A 21,434-nucleotide genomic window follows, 5' to 3' on the forward strand; every position below is an offset into this window, starting at 1 on the left:
CCGGCGTTCACCATGAGCGATCAAAAGAGGACACCGCAGCAGGGAACGGCCCTGCCCGGCGCGTCCCCGCGTTCCTCCGCCTCTAACGGACGTGCCGCCGCATCCAAGGGATCCAGCGCCAAGCCGCCGGCACCGAAGAGCGCACCTTCGGTCCGAAACAACCCCGCCACAAGGAGCATTCCAGTTATCAAGCCACAGCCATCTGCCTCCAACGGGCGCCCCGTCCCCACCAACCCGGCGGACCGGAGCTCCGGCTCAGCCAAACCTGCCAAACCCGGCAAACCCGCCAAGCCGGGCAAACCCCTGCGAGGAAAGGGATCCGGAGCCAAGCGCCCGGCTGCCGCCAACCAGGCCGCCGTCCCGAAGGGGCTGCTGGGTTCCAAGGGCGGAGCCAAGCGCCCCGCTGTCCGTACCGGCCCTGGAGCCAAGAAGAATTCAAGCCCGGCGGACGAACCGTCATCGACTCCGGCCGAATCCCAGGACGCCGGGACGAACCCTGCTCCCGGGACAGGTGGAAACTCCCCGGCCACAAGCGGCGACAGCCACAAGGCCAGTACCGCACCTGCCCAGTCCAGGGAAGCCGGCACGGACGCCGGGACGACGCCGGCTGCTGTTCCCGACCTGTCCGCCCACACGGATGTCCCGGCCTGGCTGTCCACTGACGGCGGGCACGACGCCGAGCTGTGGGACGGCGCGTTTGACGCAGAATCGCAGGAGGCTGCCCCGCTGGAGCCCAGTGTCATTCCCGCAGAGGACGTCCACCTCGACGAACCGTCGCTGGAGACGCCGTCCATCAGCACCGATGCCGCCGAGGCAGCGTCCCTGCCGGAGACAGCCGCCGAGGTGCGGGCAGTCTCCGAGGAAGCTGCCGAAGCCGGTAAGCAGGCGGGAATCTCCGAGCCCGCCCCCGAAGGCACGGAAGTCGCCGTCGAGCCGGGAGCAGGGCTCACCGAGCTGGAACCCGCCGAAACGGCTGAGCCGGACAAAGCGGAGGGTCGGCAGTCGGGCGCATCCGACGCAGATGACAAGCCGAACGTTGAAGAGACTGATCACGAGACCGGCACTGAGACTCCGGAAGAGTCAGCTGACGACGGCGTCGCCCATGCCGCAGGCCCGGAGGCCGGCGGCACCGAAGACAACGCCGGCGTTCCCGGGGATGAAACGGCCAGCGGGGATGAAACGGCCAACGCGGATGAAGATGGGCTGACGGAGTCCGGCGAGGGCACGGAAGCGGAACGGACCAGCACTCAGGACAAAGAGGGTGCTGCATCCCAGGCCGCAGCCCCGCGGATCCACACGTCAACGGTCCAGAGCGGCAGCTCCGACGTCGCAGCTCCCGTCACTGACTCTTTCGAGTCGCTGACTCTGAGCAAAAAGGATCCTGATGACACCGGCGTAATCCACACGGTGAACCCTTCCGGCGCCAGTGCCGTCCCCGCGGACTCCCGCCGGGCACGACGGACCCGCGAGGCCGAGGAAGCAGCTGCACGCGCCAAGGGGCCAAGCAAGACCACCCGCACCCTGGTGCTATTGGGGTCGATTCTCATTGTGGTGCTGCTGGGCATCTGGCTCGCCACGGTCATTGCTGACAGCAACCGGGGCGAGGGAGTCCTGGAGGAATCGGTGTCTCCGGTGGACCTGGAGGCAGGCGCCTGCCTGAAGGACTTCCAGAGCGTGAACTCCGAGGTGACCGTGGTGACCTGCGAAACGCCGCATAACGCGCAGCTCGTGGCCAGCCAGTCCTATGCCGGCTCCGATGCCTTCCCGGGCACCGATGCGCTGGCGGCAAGGGCCGAGGAGGTCTGCTCCTCCGTCAACTACAACACCGACGCCGCTTCCAAGTACCCCGACCTGGAATTGAACCGCGCGGTGCCCACCCAGAGTTCCTGGGACACCGGTGACCGTCGGGTGGACTGCTTCGTAGTGGCACCGGGCGAAGAGCTGACGGAGTCGCTCATCGTTCAGCCGTAATGCAGGACAACGTGTAGGAAAGGCAACAAACACAGCAGGAAACACTGCAGGGAGGGAGACCCCCGGGGCTCCCTCCCTGCAGTACTGCCGCCCCTGGAGGGAACCCGGGATTAGCGGACGGCTGCTGCAGCCTCGACAGTCAGTCCCGGTTCCGCCAGTTCATCGCCCACGGCCTCCGGACGGTCTACCAGCACGGTGTCTCCGTCGGAGATCCGCCCGGCAAGGATTCCCTTGGCCAGTTTGTCCCCAATCTCGCGCTGCACCAGGCGGCGGAGCGGCCGGGCGCCGTAAGCCGGGTCGTATCCGGTCAGCGCCAGCCATTCGCGGGCAGCATTGGTGACGTCCAGGGTAAGGCGGCGGTCCCGCAGGCGTGCGGCCAGCGCCCGGACCTGCAGGTCCACAATCTCCGAAAGCTCTTCGAGGTTCAGCGGATCGAAGAGGATCACGTCATCCAGGCGGTTCAGGAACTCGGGCTTGAAGTTGGCGTTGACCATGGACATCACCGACTCGCGCTTCTGCTCCTCCGTCAGCCCGGGGTCCACCAGGAACTGCGAACCCAGGTTTGAGGTGAGGATCAGGATCACGTTGCGGAAGTCCACCGTGCGTCCCTGACCGTCCGTGAGCCTGCCGTCGTCGAGGACCTGCAGCAGGATGTCGAAGACATCCGGGTGCGCCTTTTCAACCTCATCCAGCAGGATCACTGAGTACGGGCGCCGCCGGACCGCTTCCGTGAGCTGGCCTCCCTCTTCGTATCCCACATATCCGGGAGGGGCGCCAACCAGGCGGGAGACGGTGTGCTTCTCTGCGTATTCACTCATGTCCAGCCGGACCATGGCCCGCTCATCGTCGAAGATGAACTCCGCGAGGGCCTTGGCCAACTCGGTCTTCCCGACGCCGGTGGGGCCCAGGAAGAGGAAGGAACCAGTGGGGCGGTCCGGGTCGGCAACCCCTGCGCGGGAACGCCGCACCGCGTCCGATACGGCAGCAACTGCCTTGGTCTGGCCGATCAGCCGCGATCCGATGACCGATTCCATATCCAGCAGCTTCTGCGATTCACCCTGCAGCATCCGTCCCGCGGGAATACCTGTCCAGGATGAGACCACCTCGGCGATGTCGTCCGCGGTGACTTCCTCCGAGACCATCAGTTCACGGGCTCCGTCACCGTACTTGTCCTCCTCGGCTTCCTGCGCGGCGTCGAGCTCCTTCTGCATCGCCGGGATCTCGCCGTACAGGATACGGGAGGCTTCCGTGAGGTCGCCGTCGCGCTGTGCCTTCTCTGCCAGGGACCGAAGTTCATCAATGCGGGCCTTGATATCACCCACCCGGTTCAGCCCGGCCTTTTCTGCTTCCCAGCGGGCGTTGAGGGCGGCGAGCTGTTCCTTCTTGTTCGCCATGTCTTCACGCAGGACTTCCAGCCGTTCCAGCGACGCTTCGTCTGTTTCTCCGCTGATGGCCAGTTCTTCCATGGTCAGGCGGTCGACGGCGCGGCGCAGTTCATCGATCTCCTCCGGCGCGGAGTCGATCTCCATCCGCAGCCGGGATGCCGCCTCATCGACCAGGTCAATCGCCTTGTCCGGGAGCTGGCGGCCGGTGATGTAGCGGTTGGACAGGTTGGCCGCTGCCACGAGCGCGGAGTCGGCAATTGCCACCTTGTGGTGGGCTTCGTAGCGCTCCTTGAGGCCGCGCAGGATGCCAATGGTATCCGGGACGCTCGGTTCACCGACAAAGACCTGCTGGAAGCGGCGTTCCAGGGCGGCATCCTTCTCGATATTCTCCCGGTACTCGTTCAGGGTGGTGGCGCCGATGAGGCGGAGTTCCCCGCGGGCCAGCATTGGCTTGAGCATGTTCCCGGCGTCCATCGAGCCCTCTGCGGCACCGGCGCCGACGACGGTGTGGAGTTCGTCGATAAAGGTGACGATCTGACCCTCGGAGCTGGAGATTTCCTCAAGGACTGCCTTGAAGCGTTCCTCGAATTCGCCGCGGTATTTGGCACCGGCAACCATGGACCCAAGGTCAAGCGAGAGCAGCGTCTTGCCGCTGAGGCTCTCCGGGACGTCCCCGGCGACAATGCGCTGGGCGAGTCCTTCCACCACGGCCGTCTTACCCACCCCGGGCTCGCCGATGAGGACCGGGTTGTTCTTGGTGCGCCGGCTCAGCACCTGGATCACTCGGCGAATCTCCGAGTCCCGCCCTATCACGGGATCCAGTTTTCCGGCCCGGGCCATCTCGGTGAGGTCGGTGCTGAACTTCTCCAGCGCCTGCAGGGTGTTTTCCGGATCAGCATTGGTCACTTTGCGGTCTCCTCGCACGCTGGGAAGGGCGCTGGCCAGCGCGTCGTGGCCGGCATTGTTGTCCCGCAGGGCCTTGCCGGCGGGTCCGTTGTCCACCGACAGCGCCAGCAGCAGGTGCTCGGTGGATACGTAGGCGTCTCCAAGCTGGGCTGCCTCCTGCTGCGCAGTGTTTATCACCTGCAGCAGCGGCCGTGAGAACTGCGGCTGCTGGACGGACGATCCGGAGCTTGAGGGAAGATCGTGGATGGCGTTGCTGGCGGCGACGCTCACCGCATCGGGGTTGGCGCCCGCTGCCTTAAGCAGCGCTACTGCTACGCCCTGGCGCTGGTCCATGAGCGCCTTCAGCAGGTGTGCGGGCTCAATCTGGGGATTTCCGGCGGTGGACGCGTTCATGGCTGCTGCCTGGAGCGCTTCCTGGCTCTTGTTGGTGAATTTGGTTTCCACGGCGGGCTCCTTCTCGGGCTCTGGTAAACCGTTCAAGCTCCTGGCGGACTCGGCCTTGTCCCGCACGAACGGGCTAGTTGGGCCACGTGTCCGGGTCCTGACGGAACACTTGGCCCACTCGCTTCATCCCACCGAACTCAACTAACTTGAGTGTAGTTCACTCAACCCTGCCTGTAAAGTTTTCCACAGGCCGAGCACGGACCGCAACACTGTTCTGATCTGCGGTTATTCGGGACCAGGGAGCGGCGCGTGCTGCCGCTCGAACTCCTCCCAGAGCCGCTCCCATTCGGCGTTGCGCGCATGGTAGAGATCGCGCTCCTCCGCCTCCATCTGATTCCAGCTGACCAGGTTCGGTGTCGTCTCCCTGCCATGGATATGGGCGTCGAGACGGTCCAGGAAAAACTCCCACCCCGGCCCTGCGGCCCATTCGAAGGCTTCCGGGTCGATGACGGCGAACTTCCTCCGGACCGAAGCGTAGAGCAGCTCCACGCGGGTCGATCCGTCGATGTCAGTCAGGTGGATCTCCAGTTCCCCTGGGTTGCCGTGTGGCGGAACCCAAGTCACTGTCAGCATGCGCGGGGGGTCGCAGCGCATAATCGTCCCCTTGGAAAAGCCCGCGACTTCATAGTCGCCGCCGCGGCGAAGCTCCCCGCTCGGCTGGGCGAAATAGTCAGCTATCCGGGCTGGATCAGTCAGTGCGTTCCAGACTTCACCAATTGGCTGGTGCAGGTCCCGTCCGATGACCAGCATCCGCGCGTGCCCGGCCTGGATCTGGCGGAGGCCAAAAGACCGTTCTGTTTTCGATAGCAACACGTCCAACTCGGACATTCCCGCTCCTTCAGCTTGCCGTCTTCACGGTCCCAGAGAAGGCTTCCGGATCGATCCAGCGGTCCGGCCGGGCTTTTCCGGAACCGGTCAATGTGAGGTGGAACACGTGCGTGCCCTTTCTTGGAGATTAGCAGGCGAGCGCCCGCACAGACAGGCCGGAAGGCCGGGTTCCGTCAGCGGACCCGGCAGCTTTGTCCACCGCCGTACGGCGGCCGTGTTTGAGCCAGGTCACACAAATCTGCCCGCCACAAGGGCGCTTGCTAGGCTAAAAGCGACGACTAAGGGACCTTACTTTTTATTCCCACAGCCTTGAAGGACGTTATGACCAAGACTGCAGAATCCGAAGCGCCGCCCGCGGCCGTAGAGAAAACCCGCACGAACAAGGTTGTCTTCACCGGCTCAGCCGTAGGAATCACGGCCATCGCCCTCTGGGCAATGATCTCCACCGAATCCGCCGAGAAAGTCATCGGGACCATGGTTGGCTGGGTCTCCACCAACATGGGCTGGTACTACTTCCTCGTTGTGACCATGGTCGTTGTCTTTGTCCTGGTCATCGCCCTTTCCAACATCGGCAGGACCAAGCTCGGACCAGATCATTCCAAGCCGCAGTTCGGCCTGTTCACCTGGGGAGCCATGCTGTTTGCTGCGGGCATCGGCATCGACCTGATGTTCTTCTCGGTCTCCGAGCCGGTTACCCAGTACCTTGCCCCTCCCTCAGGTGACGGCTCCACCGCAGAAGCCGCACGCCAGGCCCTGGTGTGGACGCTGTTCCACTACGGCATCACCGGCTGGGCGCTCTATGCGCTCATGGGCCTGGCACTGGGCTACTTCGCCTACCGCCACAACCTCCCGCTGAGCATACGTTCAGCGCTTTATCCAATTTTCGGCAGGAAGATCGACGGACCGCTGGGCCATGGCGTGGACATCGCCGCCCTGCTGGGTACCATCTTCGGCATCGCCACGTCGCTGGGCATCGGCGTCGTCCAGTTGAACTATGGCCTGAGCTTCATGTTCGGCCTGCCCGAGAACCTCACCGTGCAGATCGCGCTCATTGCCCTGTCAGTGCTCATGGCAACTGTTTCAGTAGTCTCCGGCGTGGAGAAGGGCATCCGCCGGCTCTCCGAACTCAACGTCATCCTGGCTCTGGGCCTGATGCTCTTCATCCTCATCGCGGGCAAGACGAGCTTCCTGTTCGACGGCATCGTCCAGAACATCGGCGACGTGCTCAGCCGTTTCCCGGCGATGACCCTCGACACCATGGCCTATGACCGCCCCGATGAATGGCTCTCTGCCTGGACGCTGTTCTTCTGGGCCTGGTGGATCGCCTGGGCACCGTTCGTAGGCCTGTTCCTCGCCCGCATCTCCCGCGGCCGCACCATCCGCCAGTTCGTGCTCGGTGTCATGATCGTGCCGTTCGCCTTCATCCTGCTGTGGATCTCCATCTTCGGCAACAGCGCCCTGGAACTGGTCATGGGCGGCAACGCCGCGTTTGGCGAAGTGGCAATGAACCAGCCGGAGCGAGCCTTCTACGGCCTGCTGGAGCAGTTCCCCTGGCTGCCGGCCACCGCGGCGATCGCCACCTTCACCGGTCTGCTGTTCTACGTAACTTCGGCAGACTCCGGTGCCCTGGTAATGGCCAACTTCACCTCCCACCTGAAGGACGCCGATTCGGATGCCCCGAAGTGGATGCGCGTCTTCTGGGCCGTCATCACCGGCCTGCTAACCCTGGCCATGCTGATGGTAGGCGGTGTGACCACACTGCAGAACGCCACGATCATCATGGGGCTCCCGCTCTCCATCCTGCTGCTGTTCATCATGCTCGGTGTCTACAAGGCGCTGCGGGTTGAGCATTCCCTGGCCGCAAGCTTCCGGGCATCCCTGCCGAGCATGATCGCCGGCCGCAGCCCGGACCCGCGCGGCGGACGCACCTGGCGCCAGCGGCTGACCCGGGCCATGTCCTATCCCGGCCGCAGGCAGGCAGCCCGCTTCGTGGAAGTCGTGGCCTGCCCCGCCCTGGCCGAAGTCCACGACGAACTCGAGTCCAAGGGAGCCGAAGTCTCCCTCAGCCAGACCGAGGCGGGGAACGGAATCCTGACAGCGGACCTGACTGTCGGACTGGGCGATGAACGCCCCTTCAAGTACCAGGTCTATCCAGTGGAGTATGAGACGCCCTCCTACGCCCTGCGCAGCGCCTCCGCTGAGACGAAGTACTTCCGCATGGAGGTGTTCTCACTGGAGGGCAGCCACGGCTACGACGTCATGGGCTACACCAAGGACCAGCTCATTACCGACGTCCTGGACCACTACGAACGCCACCTCGAATTCCTGCACCTCAACCGTGAGGCGCCGGGAAACACTGCAATCACCGAAGACCCCGTTGTCAAGGACAACTGGGACGCCGACTTTGTCGGCGAGGAGGAGAAACGATGAGTACGCCCGCAACCCTTTTCATCGACGGAGCCTGGGTACCCGCATCAGACGGAGGCACCCGTGAAATCCGCAACCCCGCCGACGGCGAGCTGGTCGCCGTCGTATCCGAGGCGACGGCGCAGGACGCCGTAAAGGCCATTGCCGCTGCCCGGTCCGCGTTCGACCGCGGCGAATGGGCTTCCGTTCCCGCCCCCGAGCGCGGAAACTTCCTGCTCCGGGTCGCTGCGGAGCTCGAGGCCCGCAAGGCCGACTTCGCCCGGGCCGAGACGCTGGACACCGGGAAGCGGCTGGTCGAGAGCGAAATCGACATGGACGATATCGCTGCGTGCTTCACCTACTTCGGGAAGATCGCCGGCCAGAACGCAGGCCGGATCGTGGATGCTGGAAACCCCGACGTCGTCTCCCGCATCGAGTACGAGCCCGTTGGCGTGTGCGGGCTGATCGCTCCGTGGAACTACCCGCTGCTGCAGGCCGCCTGGAAGATCGCTCCGGCCCTGGCTGCCGGCTGCAGCTTCGTGCTCAAGCCCTCGGAGCTGACGCCGTCCACATCCATCCTGATGATGAAGGTCCTTGAGGATCTGGGCCTGCCGCGCGGCACGGCCAACCTGGTGCTCGGCGCCGGCGCCGTGGCGGGTGCGCCGCTGGCCGAGTCGCCCGACGTCGATTTGGTTTCCTTCACCGGCGGCGTTGCCACCGGCAAGACCATTGCCGCCGCGGCGGCGGGAACGGTCAAGAAGGTTGCGCTCGAACTCGGCGGCAAGAACCCCAACGTGGTCTTTGCCGACGCCGATTTCGACGCCGCCCTGGACAATGCCCTGAACGCCGCCTTCGTCCACTCGGGACAGGTGTGCTCCGCCGGTGCCCGCCTGATCGTCGAAGAGCCCATTGCCGAACGCTTCATCGCCGAGCTGGTCCGCCGCGCCGAGCAGATCCGCATGGGCGGTCCGTTCGATGAAAACGCGGAAACCGGTCCGCTGATTTCCGAGGCGCACCGGAACAAGGTCACCGCCTACGTGAAAAAGGCCGAAGAAGAAGGCGCCCGAATCCGCTGCGGCGGCACCTGGGGAACCGGTGAGCTTGAAAAGGGCTACTACTACGCTCCCACCATCCTGGACAACGTCCAGCGCGGCAGCTCCGCTCTCCTGGATGAGGCCTTTGGCCCAGTGGTCACGGTGGAGACCTTCAACGGCGAAGACGAGGCCGTTGAACTCGCCAATGACACCTCCTACGGCCTGGCCGGTGCGGTCTGGTCAGCCGACGCCGGCAGGACCCAGCGGGTTGCCCGCCGCCTGCGCCACGGCACCATCTGGATCAACGACTTCCATCCCTACCTGCCGCAGGCCGAATGGGGCGGCTTCGGCATCTCCGGCGTCGGGCGGGAGCTCGGCCCCACCGGCCTCGGTGAGTACCAGGAAGCAAAGCATATCTACCAGAACATCAATCCCCAGGTGACCGGCTGGTTCACCGATCACGGAAAGGTCAACTAGGTTCCATGACTGATCTGCAGAACACCGAATTCGACTACATCGTCATCGGCGGAGGATCCGCCGGGGCGGCAGTCGCCTCCCGGCTCAGCGAGGACCCGTCCGTCGAGGTCGCCCTGGTAGAGGCCGGCCCGGATGACCGCGGACTGGAGGAGATCCTGCAGCTGGACCGCTGGATGGAACTGCTCGAATCCGGGTACGACTGGGACTACCCGATCGAGCCCCAGGAGAACGGCAACTCCTTCATGCGCCACGCCCGTGCCAAGGTCATGGGCGGCTGCTCCAGCCACAACTCCTGCATCGCCTTCTGGGCACCCCGCGAGGACATTGACGAGTGGGAAACCAGGTTCGGCGCCGAAGGCTGGAACTCGAACATGGCTTTCCGCCTGTTCAAGCAGCTGGAAAAGAACGAGGACGCCGGGCCGGACGCTCCGCACCACGGGGACAGCGGCCCGGTGCACCTGATGAACATTCCGCCGAGCGACCCCTGCGGCGTGGCACTGCTGGATGCCTGCGAACGGGCCGGCATTCCCCGCGTGAAGTTCAATACCGGAGACACCGTCATCAACGGCGCGAACTTCTTCCAGATCAACCGCCGCGCGGACGGCACCCGTTCGTCGTCGTCGGTCTCCTACGTCCACCCGGTCATGGACCGGCCCAACTTCACGCTGCTGACGGACCTGCGCGCCCGCGAGCTGAAGTTCGACGAAAACAACCGCTGCACCGGCGTCGACGTGGTGGACGGGCAGTTTGCCCGCACCCACGCCCTCAACGCCCGCACGGAGGTCATCCTCTCCGCCGGCGCCATCGATTCCCCCAAGCTGCTCATGCTTTCCGGCATCGGCCCAGCTGCGCACCTGGCCGAGCATGGCATCGATGTGCGCGTGGACTCCGCCGGTGTCGGCGAAAACCTGCAGGACCACCCTGAGGGCGTCATCCAGTGGGAAGCCAGGCAGCCCATGCCCGAGTCCTCAACACAGTGGTGGGAAATCGGCATCTTCACGCCCACCGAGGAAGGCCTGGACCGTCCGGACCTGATGTTCCACTACGGTTCGGTACCCTTCGACATGCACACGCTGCGCCAGGGCTACCCCACCACGGAGAACGGTTTCTGCCTGACCCCGAACGTCACCCACGCCCGCTCCCGCGGCACGGTGCGCCTGCGCAGCCGGGACTTCCGTGACAAGCCCATGGTGGATCCGCGGTACTTCACCGATCCGCATGACATGCGGGTGATGGTCTACGGGATCAAGAAGGCCCGGGAGATCGTGGCCTCCCCGGCCATGGCGGAGTGGGCCGGCCGGGAACTCTACCCCGGACCGGACGTGCAGACGGACGAGGAAATCACCGAGTACATCAAGAAGACCCACAACACCGTCTACCACCCGGCCGGCACCGTCCGGATGGGAGCGCCCGACGACGCATCGTCGCCGCTTGACCCGCAGCTGCGGGTCAAGGGCGTCACCGGCCTGCGCGTCGCGGACGCCTCGGTCATGCCGGAGCTGACCACGGTAAACCCGAACATCACCACCATGATGATTGGCGAGCGCTGCGCCGAACTGGTCCGCGAGGCCCGCAGCGGATCTGTTGGTGCCGCGGCTGCCGGCGCCTCCGCCGGCTAGCGGTCCGCGCACCAAAAAGCGGACACGGGCGCCCAGCGCCTGTGTCCGCTTTTTTGGCGGCGCCGGTACTCTATGCGGATGGGGAAAAACCGCTGGCTTGCGCCCGTCCTGTCCGCCGCCGTTCTGGGGCTTGCCCTTACGGCCTGCTCACCGGAGGAAGGCCCCTCCCCGGAGGAAGCAGCGAATATCCTCGCTGAAGGCCTGGCTGAACTGGACGTCTCGGACAGCGTCTTTGCCGAATCCACGGCCGAGGAAGCCAACACCCGGCTCGCGGACTGGACCTCCGGAATGGCCCCGCTGAAGCCTTCGGTCAGTGTGTCCTCGGTAGAGGAAACCGATGACGGTGCCGTGGTTGCCACCCTGTCCTATGTCTGGGACGTCAATGCCTCGGACAATGACTACCGCTATGACACCACCGTCGCACTGCAGCGCGGGAACGACGACGAGTGGCAGGTCCGGCTCACATCCACCGCAGTCCATCCCGACCTGGCACCGGAAGACCACCTGGTGCTGGAGGTGTCCCCGGCTCCGCGCGGAAACATCCTCGGCGCAGGCGGCGAGGTGCTGGTCACCGAGCGGCCCGTGTGGCGGGTCGGGATCGACAAGACCCGGATCTCGGAGGCGGAACTCGAATCTTCCGCCGCCGCACTGGCTACGTTCCTGGAAATGGACCCGGCACCGTTCACCGAGCAGGTCCTCGCCGCCGGCCCGCAGGCCTTCGTGGAAGCGATTACGCTCCGCCAGGACTCGGTGAGCCCTCCTGCCGTCTTCCAGGCCGAAGTCGCGGCAATACCGGGTGCCGCTGCCCTGAGCTCCACCCTGTCCCTCGCCCCCACCCGCACCTTCGCCCGTGCCCTGCTGGGTTCGGCCGGGGAGGCCACCGCGGAGCTCATCGAAAACTCCGACGGCGCACTCACCGCCGGAGACATCACCGGCCTGTCAGGGCTCCAGCGTGAATACGACGAGCTGCTGCGCGGCACGGATTCGGTGACCGTCGCAACCGCGACTGCCGACGACGTACGCTCCGCTCCCCTCTTCAAGGACGCGGGAAGCAGCGGCGAGCTTCGCACGACGCTGGATCCGAAAGTTCAGACCCTGGCGGAATCCGTGCTGGAAGACGAACCGTCCGCCTCCGCACTGGTTGCCGTCCAGCCCTCCACCGGTAACGTCCTCGCCGTGGCCAACGGCCCCGGCAGCCAGGGGCAGCAGACTGCCCTCCTGGGACAGTACGCCCCGGGATCCACGTTCAAGCTGGTTACTACCCTGGCCATGCTCCGCACCGGGGCCACGGCCCAAACCACGGTGGACTGCCCGGCCGAGTTGAACGTGGACGGTCGCAAGTTCAACAACGCCAGCACCTATCCTGCCCAGTTCCTGGGCGAAATCCCCCTGACTCAGGCCTTTGCACAATCCTGCAATACGGCGTTCATCAACGCCCGCGGCGACGTTTCGCAGGCGTCCCTCTCGGAGGCTGCCCGCAGCCTGGGCATCGGCGTCGAATCTTCCATCGGCACGGGGACCTACAACGGGTCAGTTCCTGACAGCGCGGAAGGCACGGCGCACGCCGCCTCGATGATTGGCCAGGGACAGGTACTGGTATCCCCGTTCACGCTGGCCACAGCCGCAGCCTCCATCGGCAAGGGCAGCCGGATCTCCCCCGTCCTGGTGGAGGACCCGGGCACCGAAACAGAGCAGTCCGCGCCGGCCTCACCGTCCGCCCCGGCCGGAACTCCGCTGACGGAAGCGGAAGCTGCGGCACTGCGGGAGATGATGCGGGCGGTGGTGACCGACGGCGGTGTGCAGCTCCTGGGGTCCGTGCCGGGAGAACCGGTGCTCGCCAAGACCGGAACGGCCGAGTTCGGTTCCGATGTTCCGCCGCGGACCCACGCCTGGGTGGTGGCGCTCCAGGGCGACCTTGCCGTGGCCCTGTTTATCGAGGAAGGCGAGCTTGGGTCTACTTCCGGCGGACCTGTCATGAAGGCGTTCCTGGACGGACTGGCCGGAAACAGCCAATAGGCCGCGCGGACACCGGTTTTCGCTTAATCCTGTGCCGTTTTTGGAGGCGGGCAGTTAATCTTCCGGAATGGGGAAGAACCGCCTGCTGGCTGCCGTTGCAGCTTTCTCACTCCTGGGCCCCGCACTGGCCGGATGTTCTCCTGAAGAACGCCCGGGTCCGGAGCAGTCCGCCGCCGCGCTGGCGGAGGGCCTGTCCCGTCTGGACGTCACCGGAAACGAGTTTGCAGGGTCCACCGTCGAGGCGGTGAACGGGATGCTTGAGTACGAAGTCTCCGGCATGAACATCACCCCTTCCGTAACGGTCGCCGGGATCGACGAGGTCTCCTCCAACGAGGCCGTAGCCACGCTGAAGTATGTCTGGGACGTCAACGCATCGCCGGATGATTTCAGCTACGAGACCACGGTGACGCTGGAACGCGGCCCGGGCAGCAGGTGGCAGACCCGTTTCCGGTCCACCACCGTGCATCCGGATCTGCTCCCCGGACAGCGGCTGGTCCGCAAGGCCAGCCCGCCGCCGCGCGCGGACATACTTGGAGCCGGCGGCTCCGTGCTGATGCGGCACTGGCCCGTGTGGCGCGTGGGCCTGGATAAGTCAGTGCTGGGCGCACACGAGTACGCATCCTCCGTCTTTTACCTTTCGCTCTATCTGGGGCTGGACGCGGACGCGCTTGCCGAGAAGGTGCAGGCAGCCGCCCCGGACGCGTTCATCGAGGCCGTCACCGTGCGGCAGGACAAGGTATCACCGGCGTTCGAAACCGACATCGCCACCATTCCGGGCGCTGCGGCCCTGCCGGAGAGGCAGGTGCTTGCCCCAAGTCCCGGTTTCGCGGCTGAACTGCTGGGAAGTGTGGGACCGGCAACCGAGGAGATGGCCGCTGACGGCCCGCTTGCGCCCGGGGACCTGGCCGGAATCTCGGGGCTCCAGCGCGAATACGATTCCCTGCTGCGTGGTTCAGACGCCGTAACTGTTCGCATCCTGAACGCGGACAACACCGCGTCAGCTCCGCTCTTTGAAGCTCCCTCGGAACCCGGCGAAGCACTGGAGACCACCCTCGACCTGGGGATCCAGTCCCGCGCTGACGCCGTGCTGGCTGATTCCCCCGGCGCCTCGCTCGTGGCACTCCAGCCTTCTACCGGCAATCTCCTGGCCGCCGGCGGCGGTCCCGGGACGGACGGGACGCAGACGGCTCTCCGGGCCGAGTTTTCGCTTGACACCGGCTTCGAGCCCGCCGATGCCCTGGCCCGGCTGCGTGCCGGAGGCTCGGATGCCGCCGATGATGCGGCGCTCGGTGCTGCCGCGGAAGCCCTGGGCCTGGGCGTCGCCTCCGGACTTGGAACAGAGGCCTTCTATGGAGCAGTGACGGAAGGCTCCGATGGAACTCAGCAGGCCGAAGCCGCAGGCGCCGGAGACCAGGTGCTGGCATCACCACTCGCCGCAGCAGTTGCTGCGGCAACCGTTGCCAGGGGCGAACGGGTTTCACCGGTCCTGGTCCTCAACACTGAGGCACGCGGCGGAGGCGGAGGCGGCCCGTCGCCGTCGGCCAGCGGTGACGGGCCGCCTGCCCTCAGCCCGGAAGAAGCCGCATCGCTGCGCAGGACGCTGCGCGCAAACGTGGCCGGGGACAGCGCCGGAGAAACGTTTGGAGCCCTGCAGTCAGTATCCGGTGAACCCGTCCTGGCGGCAGCGGGAACCGCCGGAACCGGAGGAGGAAAGCCCGGCCATGGCTGGGTAACGGCCATCCAGGGTGACATTGCCGTAGCGGTGTTCGTCCAGGGCAGCAGCGCGGACGCGGCAGCTCTGGCCGCTTCGTTCCTGGACGGGTCGTCAGGCTAGCGGTAGTACGGGCCCGGATACGTGCCGTAGGAAGCGCTGCGGTCGTAGGGCACCAGTCCGGAACCGGACGTTGGCACAATCCGCTTGCCCAGTGGCACGAGTGAAATGGGGATCATCTTCAGGTTGGCGATGCCCAGCGGAATGCCGATGATGCTCAGGAACATGGGGATTGCCGTAGCCACGTGACCGAAGGCGATCCAAATGCCGGCAAAGACCACCCAAATGACGTTTCCCACAGTAGCCAGCGCGCCCGTTCCCCGGCCGCTGTCCACCACGGTGCGGCCAAACGGCCAGAGGGCGTAGGAGGCGATCCGGAAGGACGCTATGCCAAACGGGATGGTCACGATCAGCAGGCAGCAGACGATTCCGGCCAGAACATAGCCCAGGGCCAGCCAAATACCGCCGAACAGGAGCCAAATGACGTTCAGGATTGCCTTCATGGACCCATTGTTCTCCATTTGCTCCGCGGAGTCACGGGCGCCTGCTCCTGCTGTGCTGCGCTTGCGCCTAGACTGGTGACATGCCGCCAACCAATGATGCAGGTGCACCCGTCGAGCTCGGATCCAGGGAATGCTGGGACTATATCCGCCAAGCGTCCGTGGGGCGGCTGGCCGTGGTGGTCGAAGGACACCCCGATATCTTCCCCATCAACTTCGCCGTGGACCATGGAACCCTGGTGTTCCGGACCGCTGAAGGCACCAAGCTCGCCGCAGCTCTGGACGGGTCCGCCGTTGCGTTCGAAATTGACGGCTACGACGACCGCCTCGGCTACGCATGGAGCGTCGTTGCCAAGGGAACGGCATCCCGCCTCGAATCCATCGAAGATGTCCTGGACTCCGCAGACCTTGAGCTCTTCCCGTGGCAGGCCGGCGAAAAGAACAACTTCATTCGGATTGTCCCGGCCGAGACCACGGGCCGCCGTTTCCAGATCACCAACGCCGCACGGCGGCACATTCTTGAAGCCCGACGCCGCCAGGCGCTCATCGAGTAGGCATGACTGGTTCCCTGGTGCGGTTCGCATCCCTTCCTTCCCGCTCCTGGGGGTCGAATTCCGGCCGCGCCAAGGACCTGGCCTCCGGCCCGGCAGATCCGTCAGGCAGCCCCGGGTGGCGCCTGTCCGCTGCAACCGTCGAGAAGTCCGGGCCGTTCACCGTGTTCCCGGGCGTTGACCGGATCACGGTTCCGGTGGAGGGCGAGCTGCTGGTCCTGGACGTCGACGGCACTGAGCACGCCATGGAGCGGCTACGGCCCCTGCGCTACCCCGGCGACGTTCCCGTGCAGGCGTCCTTGCCCACGGGTGAGGTCACGGTGCTGAACACCCTCGCGAGGAGGGACAGCTACGGCGCCGCCGTGATGGTGGTGGAACTGTCCAAAAAGAATTCTCCGTCCCTTGGACCGGACCAGTTCCTGGTCCTGCTGCAGGGGTCGGCGAAAGCAGCACTGGACGGCGGAGAAGCCACCGAGGACCTCGGACTGCTGGACACGGTAGCCGGCGGCCCGGATCAGCCCCAAGTGTTCGGCCGCGGTTTTGCCGCCGTCGTCAGTTTCTATCCGGTGGGCTGAACGTCCCCCAGCCGGGCAGTGAAGCCCGGTGGGTCTGGGCTCCCGGCCCCCCCCGGTGCCTAGCATCGAGGCATGAGCACATCACCGACGTCGCTGAATGAGCTGCCGAGGATCGGCGCACCTGCCTCCCGGGGCCTGGGAGCAGCGGGGTTCACGGCGCTGCGGCAGCTGGCCGGCATGCCCCGGGAGGAACTGGCGCAGCTGCACGGCGTTGGCCCCAAGGCGCTGGACCTCATTGAGGCGGCCCTGAACGAGCACGGGCTGGGCCTTCGATAGGCCGGTGTACACTTCGGCAAATGGCGAACCTTGGGGGCGGAGAAACCGGCGAACCATCCGCGGATGAACCCGGCTCCCGGCATTCGGAGGCAGAAGACGACCGGGCCCGGCAAACCCGGCTCCTGGCCGCCGCGCTGGCAGGAGCCCTATGGGTGGCATCCGGGACACTAGCTTCCGTTCTGGCCGCCCTCCCACAGGCACCGGAACTCACCTGGGTTGTCTTTCCGCGGACTGTCGAGCTCAGTCCTGGTGCCGGACTATCCGGTCCGCCGCCGGGAGACCATTGGGTGGCTGCCCTCGCGGGGGCCGTCCTGGTGTCCGCACTGACCGTGATGCTGCTGCGGCGGCTGGCCCGGCGCAGAACGGTGCCGTGGCTTTCCCCGCTTCAGGCCTCGTGGCTGTGCATTATCCTCGCTTCTGCAGCCGGTTCAGGCTCCCTGGGTCTGCGTGGCCTTCTGGTCGGCTGGCCGCCGGAGCAGCCCGAATTCCTCGTCGGCTCCCTGGTTCCACCCGTGACGGCCGGGATCTACTGGGGTTTCCTGTGGGGATGGCTGCCTGCGTTGGCCGCAGCCCGCCACGCGAATCCAAGTACTGTGCCCGCCGTGTCCGGCTCCGCGCTTCGCATCGGAGGCCGGTTCTTCGTCCCCCTGGCCGCTGCAGTGCTGGCAGGCACGGCAGCGTTGGCCTTCCTTCCGTCGTGGCAGCCTCCCGGCCCGCTCGAGGAGCGGGAGTATGTGCCGGAGGCCGCCGCGCCGCCGGGGCCGCAACCCGTGCAGGACCCGGAGCCCGTGGTGATCGGGGCCCCGGAATTCGGCCACGCGTTTGAAGAGCCCGACCCCGCGTGGTGCACAGGAGACGAAGTCCGGATGGGCATAGACGGCTTCGACGCGGCACTGGGAAGCAGGGGTGCCCGCATCACGCTGGAAGTGACCGGCAGCCGCAGCTGTGTTGTGCACGCGTATCCCGACCTGGATTTCAACCGGACCGACGGATGGGTCATGGACATCACGGCTGTCCACGGAGGGTCCATGATGACCACGGATACTGGCCACCAGGACCCGTTCATCATTGAGCCAGGCCAGTTCGCCGAAGCGGGCATCGGCTGGCGCGCTACGGCCGGGGCCGGGATGAGCAGGGTGGGCACGCTGCTGGTCGCCCCCTACTCCGGTACCCTCCGCCAGAGCCTGGCAGTGGACTTCGACCTTACGGAACCCGGCTTCCTGACGGTTACTTCCTGGACTCCCGCCGGCCCCGGCGCACCACCGCCCGGAAGCCTGCCCATTCCCTGACCACGGTCGACAAGGCCCAAAAGCATAGGCCCTGCCCCAAAACGGGGACAGGGCCTATGCTTATGCGCTGAAGTTAGCGTCCGCGGCGTTCGTTCGAGGCCGGAGCCGTGGCCCGCCGAGGGCCGGCGGAGCGGGCCGGGCGGCCGCTGGATGCCGGCGCAGCCGAACGGGAGCTGCCGGAACGGTGCGTGCCGGCTGCTGCCACGTCTCCGGCGCGCTGGCCGGTGGCGGGGCGTCGGTTGCGGCCCTGCGAAGTGGCTGCGGCTGCCGAACCGCGGCGGCCTTCGGGGCTGCGCTGGGCGCGGGGAGCGTCTGCGGAAGCAGTTCGCTCCGCGGAGACGCGGCCGCGGCCGCCTGCACCGCCGCGACCGCCGGCCCGGGTTCCGGCGCCGGAACCCGAACGGGCTGCGCGCTTGCGCTGGGCGTTCGCACCGGTGGAGCGTCCTGCGCCCTGCTGCGGAGACTTGGCCGCCAGCTGGGCGGCACGGACGTGCGGCTCCACCACGGCTGCGCGCTCACCGATGAGCTTGGCGATGGATAGGGAGTTGTGGGAGACCTTCTCGATCGAGACGTCGACGCCGGCAGCCTTCATCAGCTTGGACACCTCACCCTTCTGCTCAGGCAGGGTCACCGTGACCACGGTTCCGTCTGAGCCCGCACGCGCGGTGCGGCCGGAGCGGTGCAGGTATGCCTTGTGCTCCGTGGGCGGATCGATGTGGACAACCAGCTCGACGTCGTTCACGTGGACGCCGCGGGCGGCGACGTCGGTGGCAACCAGGACGCGGACGTCGCCGGAGGCGAACTCGGCGAGGTTCCGGTCACGGGCGTTCTGCGAGAGGTTGCCGTGGAGGTCAACCGCGGGGATGCCGCTGTCCGTCAGGAATTTGGCCATCTTGCGGGCGTGGTGCTTGGTACGCATAAACATGATGCGGCGGCCGTGCCCGGAGGCAAGTTCCTTGACCAGGAGCTTCTTGGCGGTCTGGTCCTGGACCAGCAGCACGTGGTGCTCCATGGTGCTGACTGCTGCCTGCGGCTCGTCCACGGAGTGCGTGAGCGGGTTGGAGAGGTAGCGGCGGACCAGCTTGTCCACGCCGTTGTCCAGAGTGGCGGAGAACAGCAGGCGCTGACCCTTTTCCGGGGTGCGGTCCAGCAGGCGCTGCACTACCGGAAGGAAGCCAAGGTCCGCCATGTGGTCGGCCTCGTCCAGCACGGTGATTTCAACTGATTCAAGGCTGATGATTTTCTGCTTCATCAGGTCCTCGAGGCGGCCGGGGCAGGCAATGACAATATCGACGCCGGCGGCCAGCGCCTTTTCCTGGCGCTGCTGGGAAACGCCGCCGTAGATCACGGTGGTGTTCAGGCCCAGCTCGCCGGCCAGGGGCTCAATGACATTGTTGATCTGGGTTGCCAGTTCACGGGTCGGCGCCAGCACCAGTGCCAGCGGGCGGTTCGGCCGGCGGCGGTAGGCGGCTTCGCCCTCGGCCAGGCGGGCGACGAGGGGAAGCGAGAAGGCAAGGGTCTTGCCGGAACCGGTGCGTCCGCGGCCCAGTACGTCCCGGCCCTTGAGGGTGTCCGGCAGGGTCTGCACCTGGATGGGGAACGGCTCAGCGATTCCCTGGGCAGAAAGAACAGAAACAAGTGCCTTGGGTACGCCAAGGGCAGCAAAAGTAGTCATAAAGAGACAGGCAACTTTCGGTAAGTGGCCCCCCGTGCCATCTGGCGCAGTGGGTTCGCCGAAGAAAAGTCAGACAGTGTCCACCGCCCCGTAGCTAACGGGCGGGACAAAAGAAAGCGTTCATCGACGCAGGTTGCGCTGCTTACACACGCGGTTTTTAGGCGCGGCAGTCGCAACAACTTCCCCCAGTTTACCGGATCGGTGCCAGTAACCTAATTAGGGGTGCTTACCGTGCAGGCTGGCTCTCTCCTGGCGCGGGTAGCATTAGCACCGATGACTACTGACCCAGCCCTGCCCGTTTCCGACGCAGCCGACGGGCCCGAGAGCCCCGATGCCGCGCATTTCCGGGCCCCGGTGTCCTTTGTCCGCAGGGGCTCCCGCCTGCAGGGACGGCGTCAGCAGGCCTGGGACGACCTCTCGGACGACTTCGTCATCGACGTTCCGCGTGTGCACTCGGATACTTCGGTGGATCCGGATTACGTGTTCGACGCCGATGCGGCCTTTGGGCGCAAGGCTCCCCTCGTCGTCGAAATCGGCTCCGGCCTCGGCGAAGCCATTACGCACGCGGCGGAACAGAATCCGGACAAGAACTTCCTGGCCGTCGAGGTGTACCTCCCCGGCCTTGCCCAGACGCTGCAGCGCATCGGGCAGAAGAGCCTGACAAACGTGCGCGTGGTGCAGGCCAACGCACCCGAGGTCCTCACGACCATGCTGCCGGCCGGCTCCGTTGACGAGCTCTGGGTCTTCTTCCCCGACCCCTGGCACAAGACCCGGCACCACAAGCGGCGCATGGTCAAGGACACCTTCGCCGAACTCGCCGCCCGGGCACTGGTGCCCGGCGGGCTGTGGCGGCTCGCCACCGACTGGTCCGACTACGCTGTCCAGATGCGCGAGGTCCTGGATGCCTCCGCACGGTTCGAAAGCCTGCATCCCGGAGAGCGTTCCGGCGCCGAAAGTCCGCTGACCCAGGTCCGCTGCCAGGGACTGGAAGGCAAGGAGGCGTCCGACGACGTCGACACGCACGGCGGGTGGGCACCGCGATTTGAGGGCAGGATCCTTACCAGCTTCGAGAACAAGGCACACCAGGCCGGCCGGCTCATTTTCGACCTGACCTACCGCCGCATTTAGCCGCCGCACCCGGTGGTGCCGCACCGGGCGCTATCTTCCTCCGGGCGGTCGCTGAGTAACCGGCCCTGGAACTAACGCAAAGGAACAGACGATGACCCTGAAGGAACAGCTCCAGGCCGATGTAACGGCCCACATGAAGGCCGGCCGGAAGCTGGAACTGACGACGGTCCGCAACGTCCTGGGCGAAATCGGCACCCGCGAGAAATCCGGGAAGACCCCTGTGGACCTCACGGACCAGGAGATCATCCCACTGCTGCAGAAGGAAGCTGCCAAGCGCCGTGACACTGCCCGCATCTACGCTGATGCCGGCCAGCAGGACCGGGCTGACGCGGAGGTCGCCGAGGCAGAGGTGATCGAGGCCTACCTGCCAGAGGCGCTGAGCAGGGAAGAGGTCACAGCTATTGCGGACGGCGTCATAGCCGAGCTCAGGGCCGGCGGCACCGAGCTGAACATGCGCTCGATGGGGCAGGTCATGAAGCCCGTTACTGCCAAGGTTGCCGGCCGGTTCGACGGCAAGGCCGTCAGCGACATCGTCCGTTCGAGGCTCGCTTAGCTGTTCACAGCGCCCCGCACAGCCACGCAG

The 21,434-nt window shown here is 66.0% G+C and carries 16 protein-coding genes; 12 read left to right on the forward strand and 4 right to left on the reverse strand.

The window, feature by feature from the left end:
- Positions 1 to 12: 12 nt before the first annotated feature.
- A complete protein-coding gene (locus tag ITX31_RS08495) occupies positions 13 to 1,971 on the forward strand; it encodes a septum formation family protein (protein WP_194782966.1) in 1,959 nt (652 codons plus the stop codon).
- Positions 1,972 to 2,081: 110 nt separating this feature from the next.
- Here ITX31_RS08495 and clpB read toward each other — a convergent pair whose 3' ends face one another.
- On the reverse strand, positions 2,082 to 4,706 hold the full coding sequence (gene clpB / locus ITX31_RS08500; RefSeq protein ID WP_194782967.1) for an ATP-dependent chaperone ClpB: 2,625 nt from the start codon (positions 4,704 to 4,706) through the stop codon (positions 2,082 to 2,084).
- Between the two features lie 225 nt (positions 4,707 to 4,931).
- Positions 4,932 to 5,534 carry an SRPBCC domain-containing protein gene (locus tag ITX31_RS08505; RefSeq protein ID WP_194782968.1) on the reverse strand — a complete coding sequence of 201 codons (603 nt, stop codon included), beginning with the start codon at positions 5,532 to 5,534 and terminating at the stop codon, positions 4,932 to 4,934.
- Between the two features lie 321 nt (positions 5,535 to 5,855).
- Here ITX31_RS08505 and betT point away from each other — a divergent pair, with 321 nt between their 5' ends.
- The 5 genes from betT to ITX31_RS08530 all read left to right on the forward strand — a co-directional run bounded on the left by betT (position 5,856) and on the right by ITX31_RS08530 (position 14,920).
- A complete protein-coding gene (gene betT / locus ITX31_RS08510) occupies positions 5,856 to 7,964 on the forward strand; it encodes a choline BCCT transporter BetT (protein WP_194782969.1) in 2,109 nt (702 codons plus the stop codon).
- Complete coding sequence (locus ITX31_RS08515) at positions 7,961 to 9,451, forward strand: aldehyde dehydrogenase family protein (RefSeq protein WP_194782970.1); 1,491 nt, start codon at positions 7,961 to 7,963, stop codon at positions 9,449 to 9,451. Before betT ends, ITX31_RS08515 begins: the two co-directional genes overlap by 4 nt.
- A 5-nt stretch (positions 9,452 to 9,456) precedes the next feature.
- Entirely contained in the window at positions 9,457 to 11,070 is a 1,614-nt protein-coding gene (locus tag ITX31_RS08520) for a GMC family oxidoreductase (protein ID WP_194782971.1), read from the forward strand.
- 78 nt (positions 11,071 to 11,148) lie between these two features.
- Complete coding sequence (locus tag ITX31_RS08525; protein WP_194782972.1) at positions 11,149 to 13,086, forward strand: penicillin-binding transpeptidase domain-containing protein; 1,938 nt, start codon at positions 11,149 to 11,151, stop codon at positions 13,084 to 13,086.
- Between the two features lie 67 nt (positions 13,087 to 13,153).
- Positions 13,154 to 14,920 (forward strand): hypothetical protein, encoded by a 1,767-nt coding sequence (locus tag ITX31_RS08530; RefSeq protein ID WP_194782973.1) that lies wholly within the window; start codon positions 13,154 to 13,156, stop codon positions 14,918 to 14,920.
- Here the strand turns inward: ITX31_RS08530 and ITX31_RS08535 are convergent.
- Positions 14,917 to 15,360, reverse strand: coding sequence for a YccF domain-containing protein (locus ITX31_RS08535; RefSeq protein WP_194782974.1), 444 nt, complete (start codon positions 15,358 to 15,360; stop codon positions 14,917 to 14,919). The genes ITX31_RS08530 and ITX31_RS08535 overlap by 4 nt on opposite strands.
- Before the next feature lie 80 nt (positions 15,361 to 15,440).
- On the opposite strand from ITX31_RS08535, the gene ITX31_RS08540 reads away from it, so the two are divergent.
- From ITX31_RS08540 to ITX31_RS08555, 4 genes are all read left to right on the forward strand, one after another.
- Entirely contained in the window at positions 15,441 to 15,911 is a 471-nt protein-coding gene (locus ITX31_RS08540; RefSeq protein WP_194782975.1) for a pyridoxamine 5'-phosphate oxidase family protein, read from the forward strand.
- Between the two features lie 2 nt (positions 15,912 to 15,913).
- Entirely contained in the window at positions 15,914 to 16,483 is a 570-nt protein-coding gene (locus ITX31_RS08545; protein WP_194782976.1) for a HutD family protein, read from the forward strand.
- A 72-nt stretch (positions 16,484 to 16,555) separates the two neighbouring features.
- The gene (locus ITX31_RS08550) at positions 16,556 to 16,759 is read left to right on the forward strand and encodes a DNA-binding protein (RefSeq protein WP_194782977.1); all 204 of its coding nucleotides are present in this window, start codon (positions 16,556 to 16,558) and stop codon (positions 16,757 to 16,759) included.
- A 20-nt stretch (positions 16,760 to 16,779) separates the two neighbouring features.
- Positions 16,780 to 18,048, forward strand: a complete 1,269-nt coding sequence (locus tag ITX31_RS08555) for a DUF4232 domain-containing protein (RefSeq protein ID WP_194782978.1) — start codon at positions 16,780 to 16,782, stop codon at positions 18,046 to 18,048.
- Between the two features lie 73 nt (positions 18,049 to 18,121).
- On the opposite strand, the gene ITX31_RS08560 is transcribed toward ITX31_RS08555, so the two are convergent.
- Complete coding sequence (locus tag ITX31_RS08560; protein WP_194782979.1) at positions 18,122 to 19,723, reverse strand: DEAD/DEAH box helicase; 1,602 nt, start codon at positions 19,721 to 19,723, stop codon at positions 18,122 to 18,124.
- A 273-nt stretch (positions 19,724 to 19,996) separates the two neighbouring features.
- Here ITX31_RS08560 and trmB point away from each other — a divergent pair, with 273 nt between their 5' ends.
- Entirely contained in the window at positions 19,997 to 20,851 is an 855-nt protein-coding gene (trmB, locus tag ITX31_RS08565) for a tRNA (guanosine(46)-N7)-methyltransferase TrmB (protein ID WP_194782980.1), read from the forward strand.
- 91 nt (positions 20,852 to 20,942) lie between these two features.
- Positions 20,943 to 21,404, forward strand: a complete 462-nt coding sequence (locus tag ITX31_RS08570; RefSeq protein WP_194782981.1) for a GatB/YqeY domain-containing protein — start codon at positions 20,943 to 20,945, stop codon at positions 21,402 to 21,404.
- The last annotated feature ends 30 nt before the right edge of the window (positions 21,405 to 21,434 follow it).

It is taken from the genome of Arthrobacter gandavensis, assembly GCF_015355785.1.
GTDB classification, from domain to species: Bacteria; Actinomycetota; Actinomycetes; order Actinomycetales; family Micrococcaceae; genus Arthrobacter_B; species Arthrobacter_B gandavensis_A.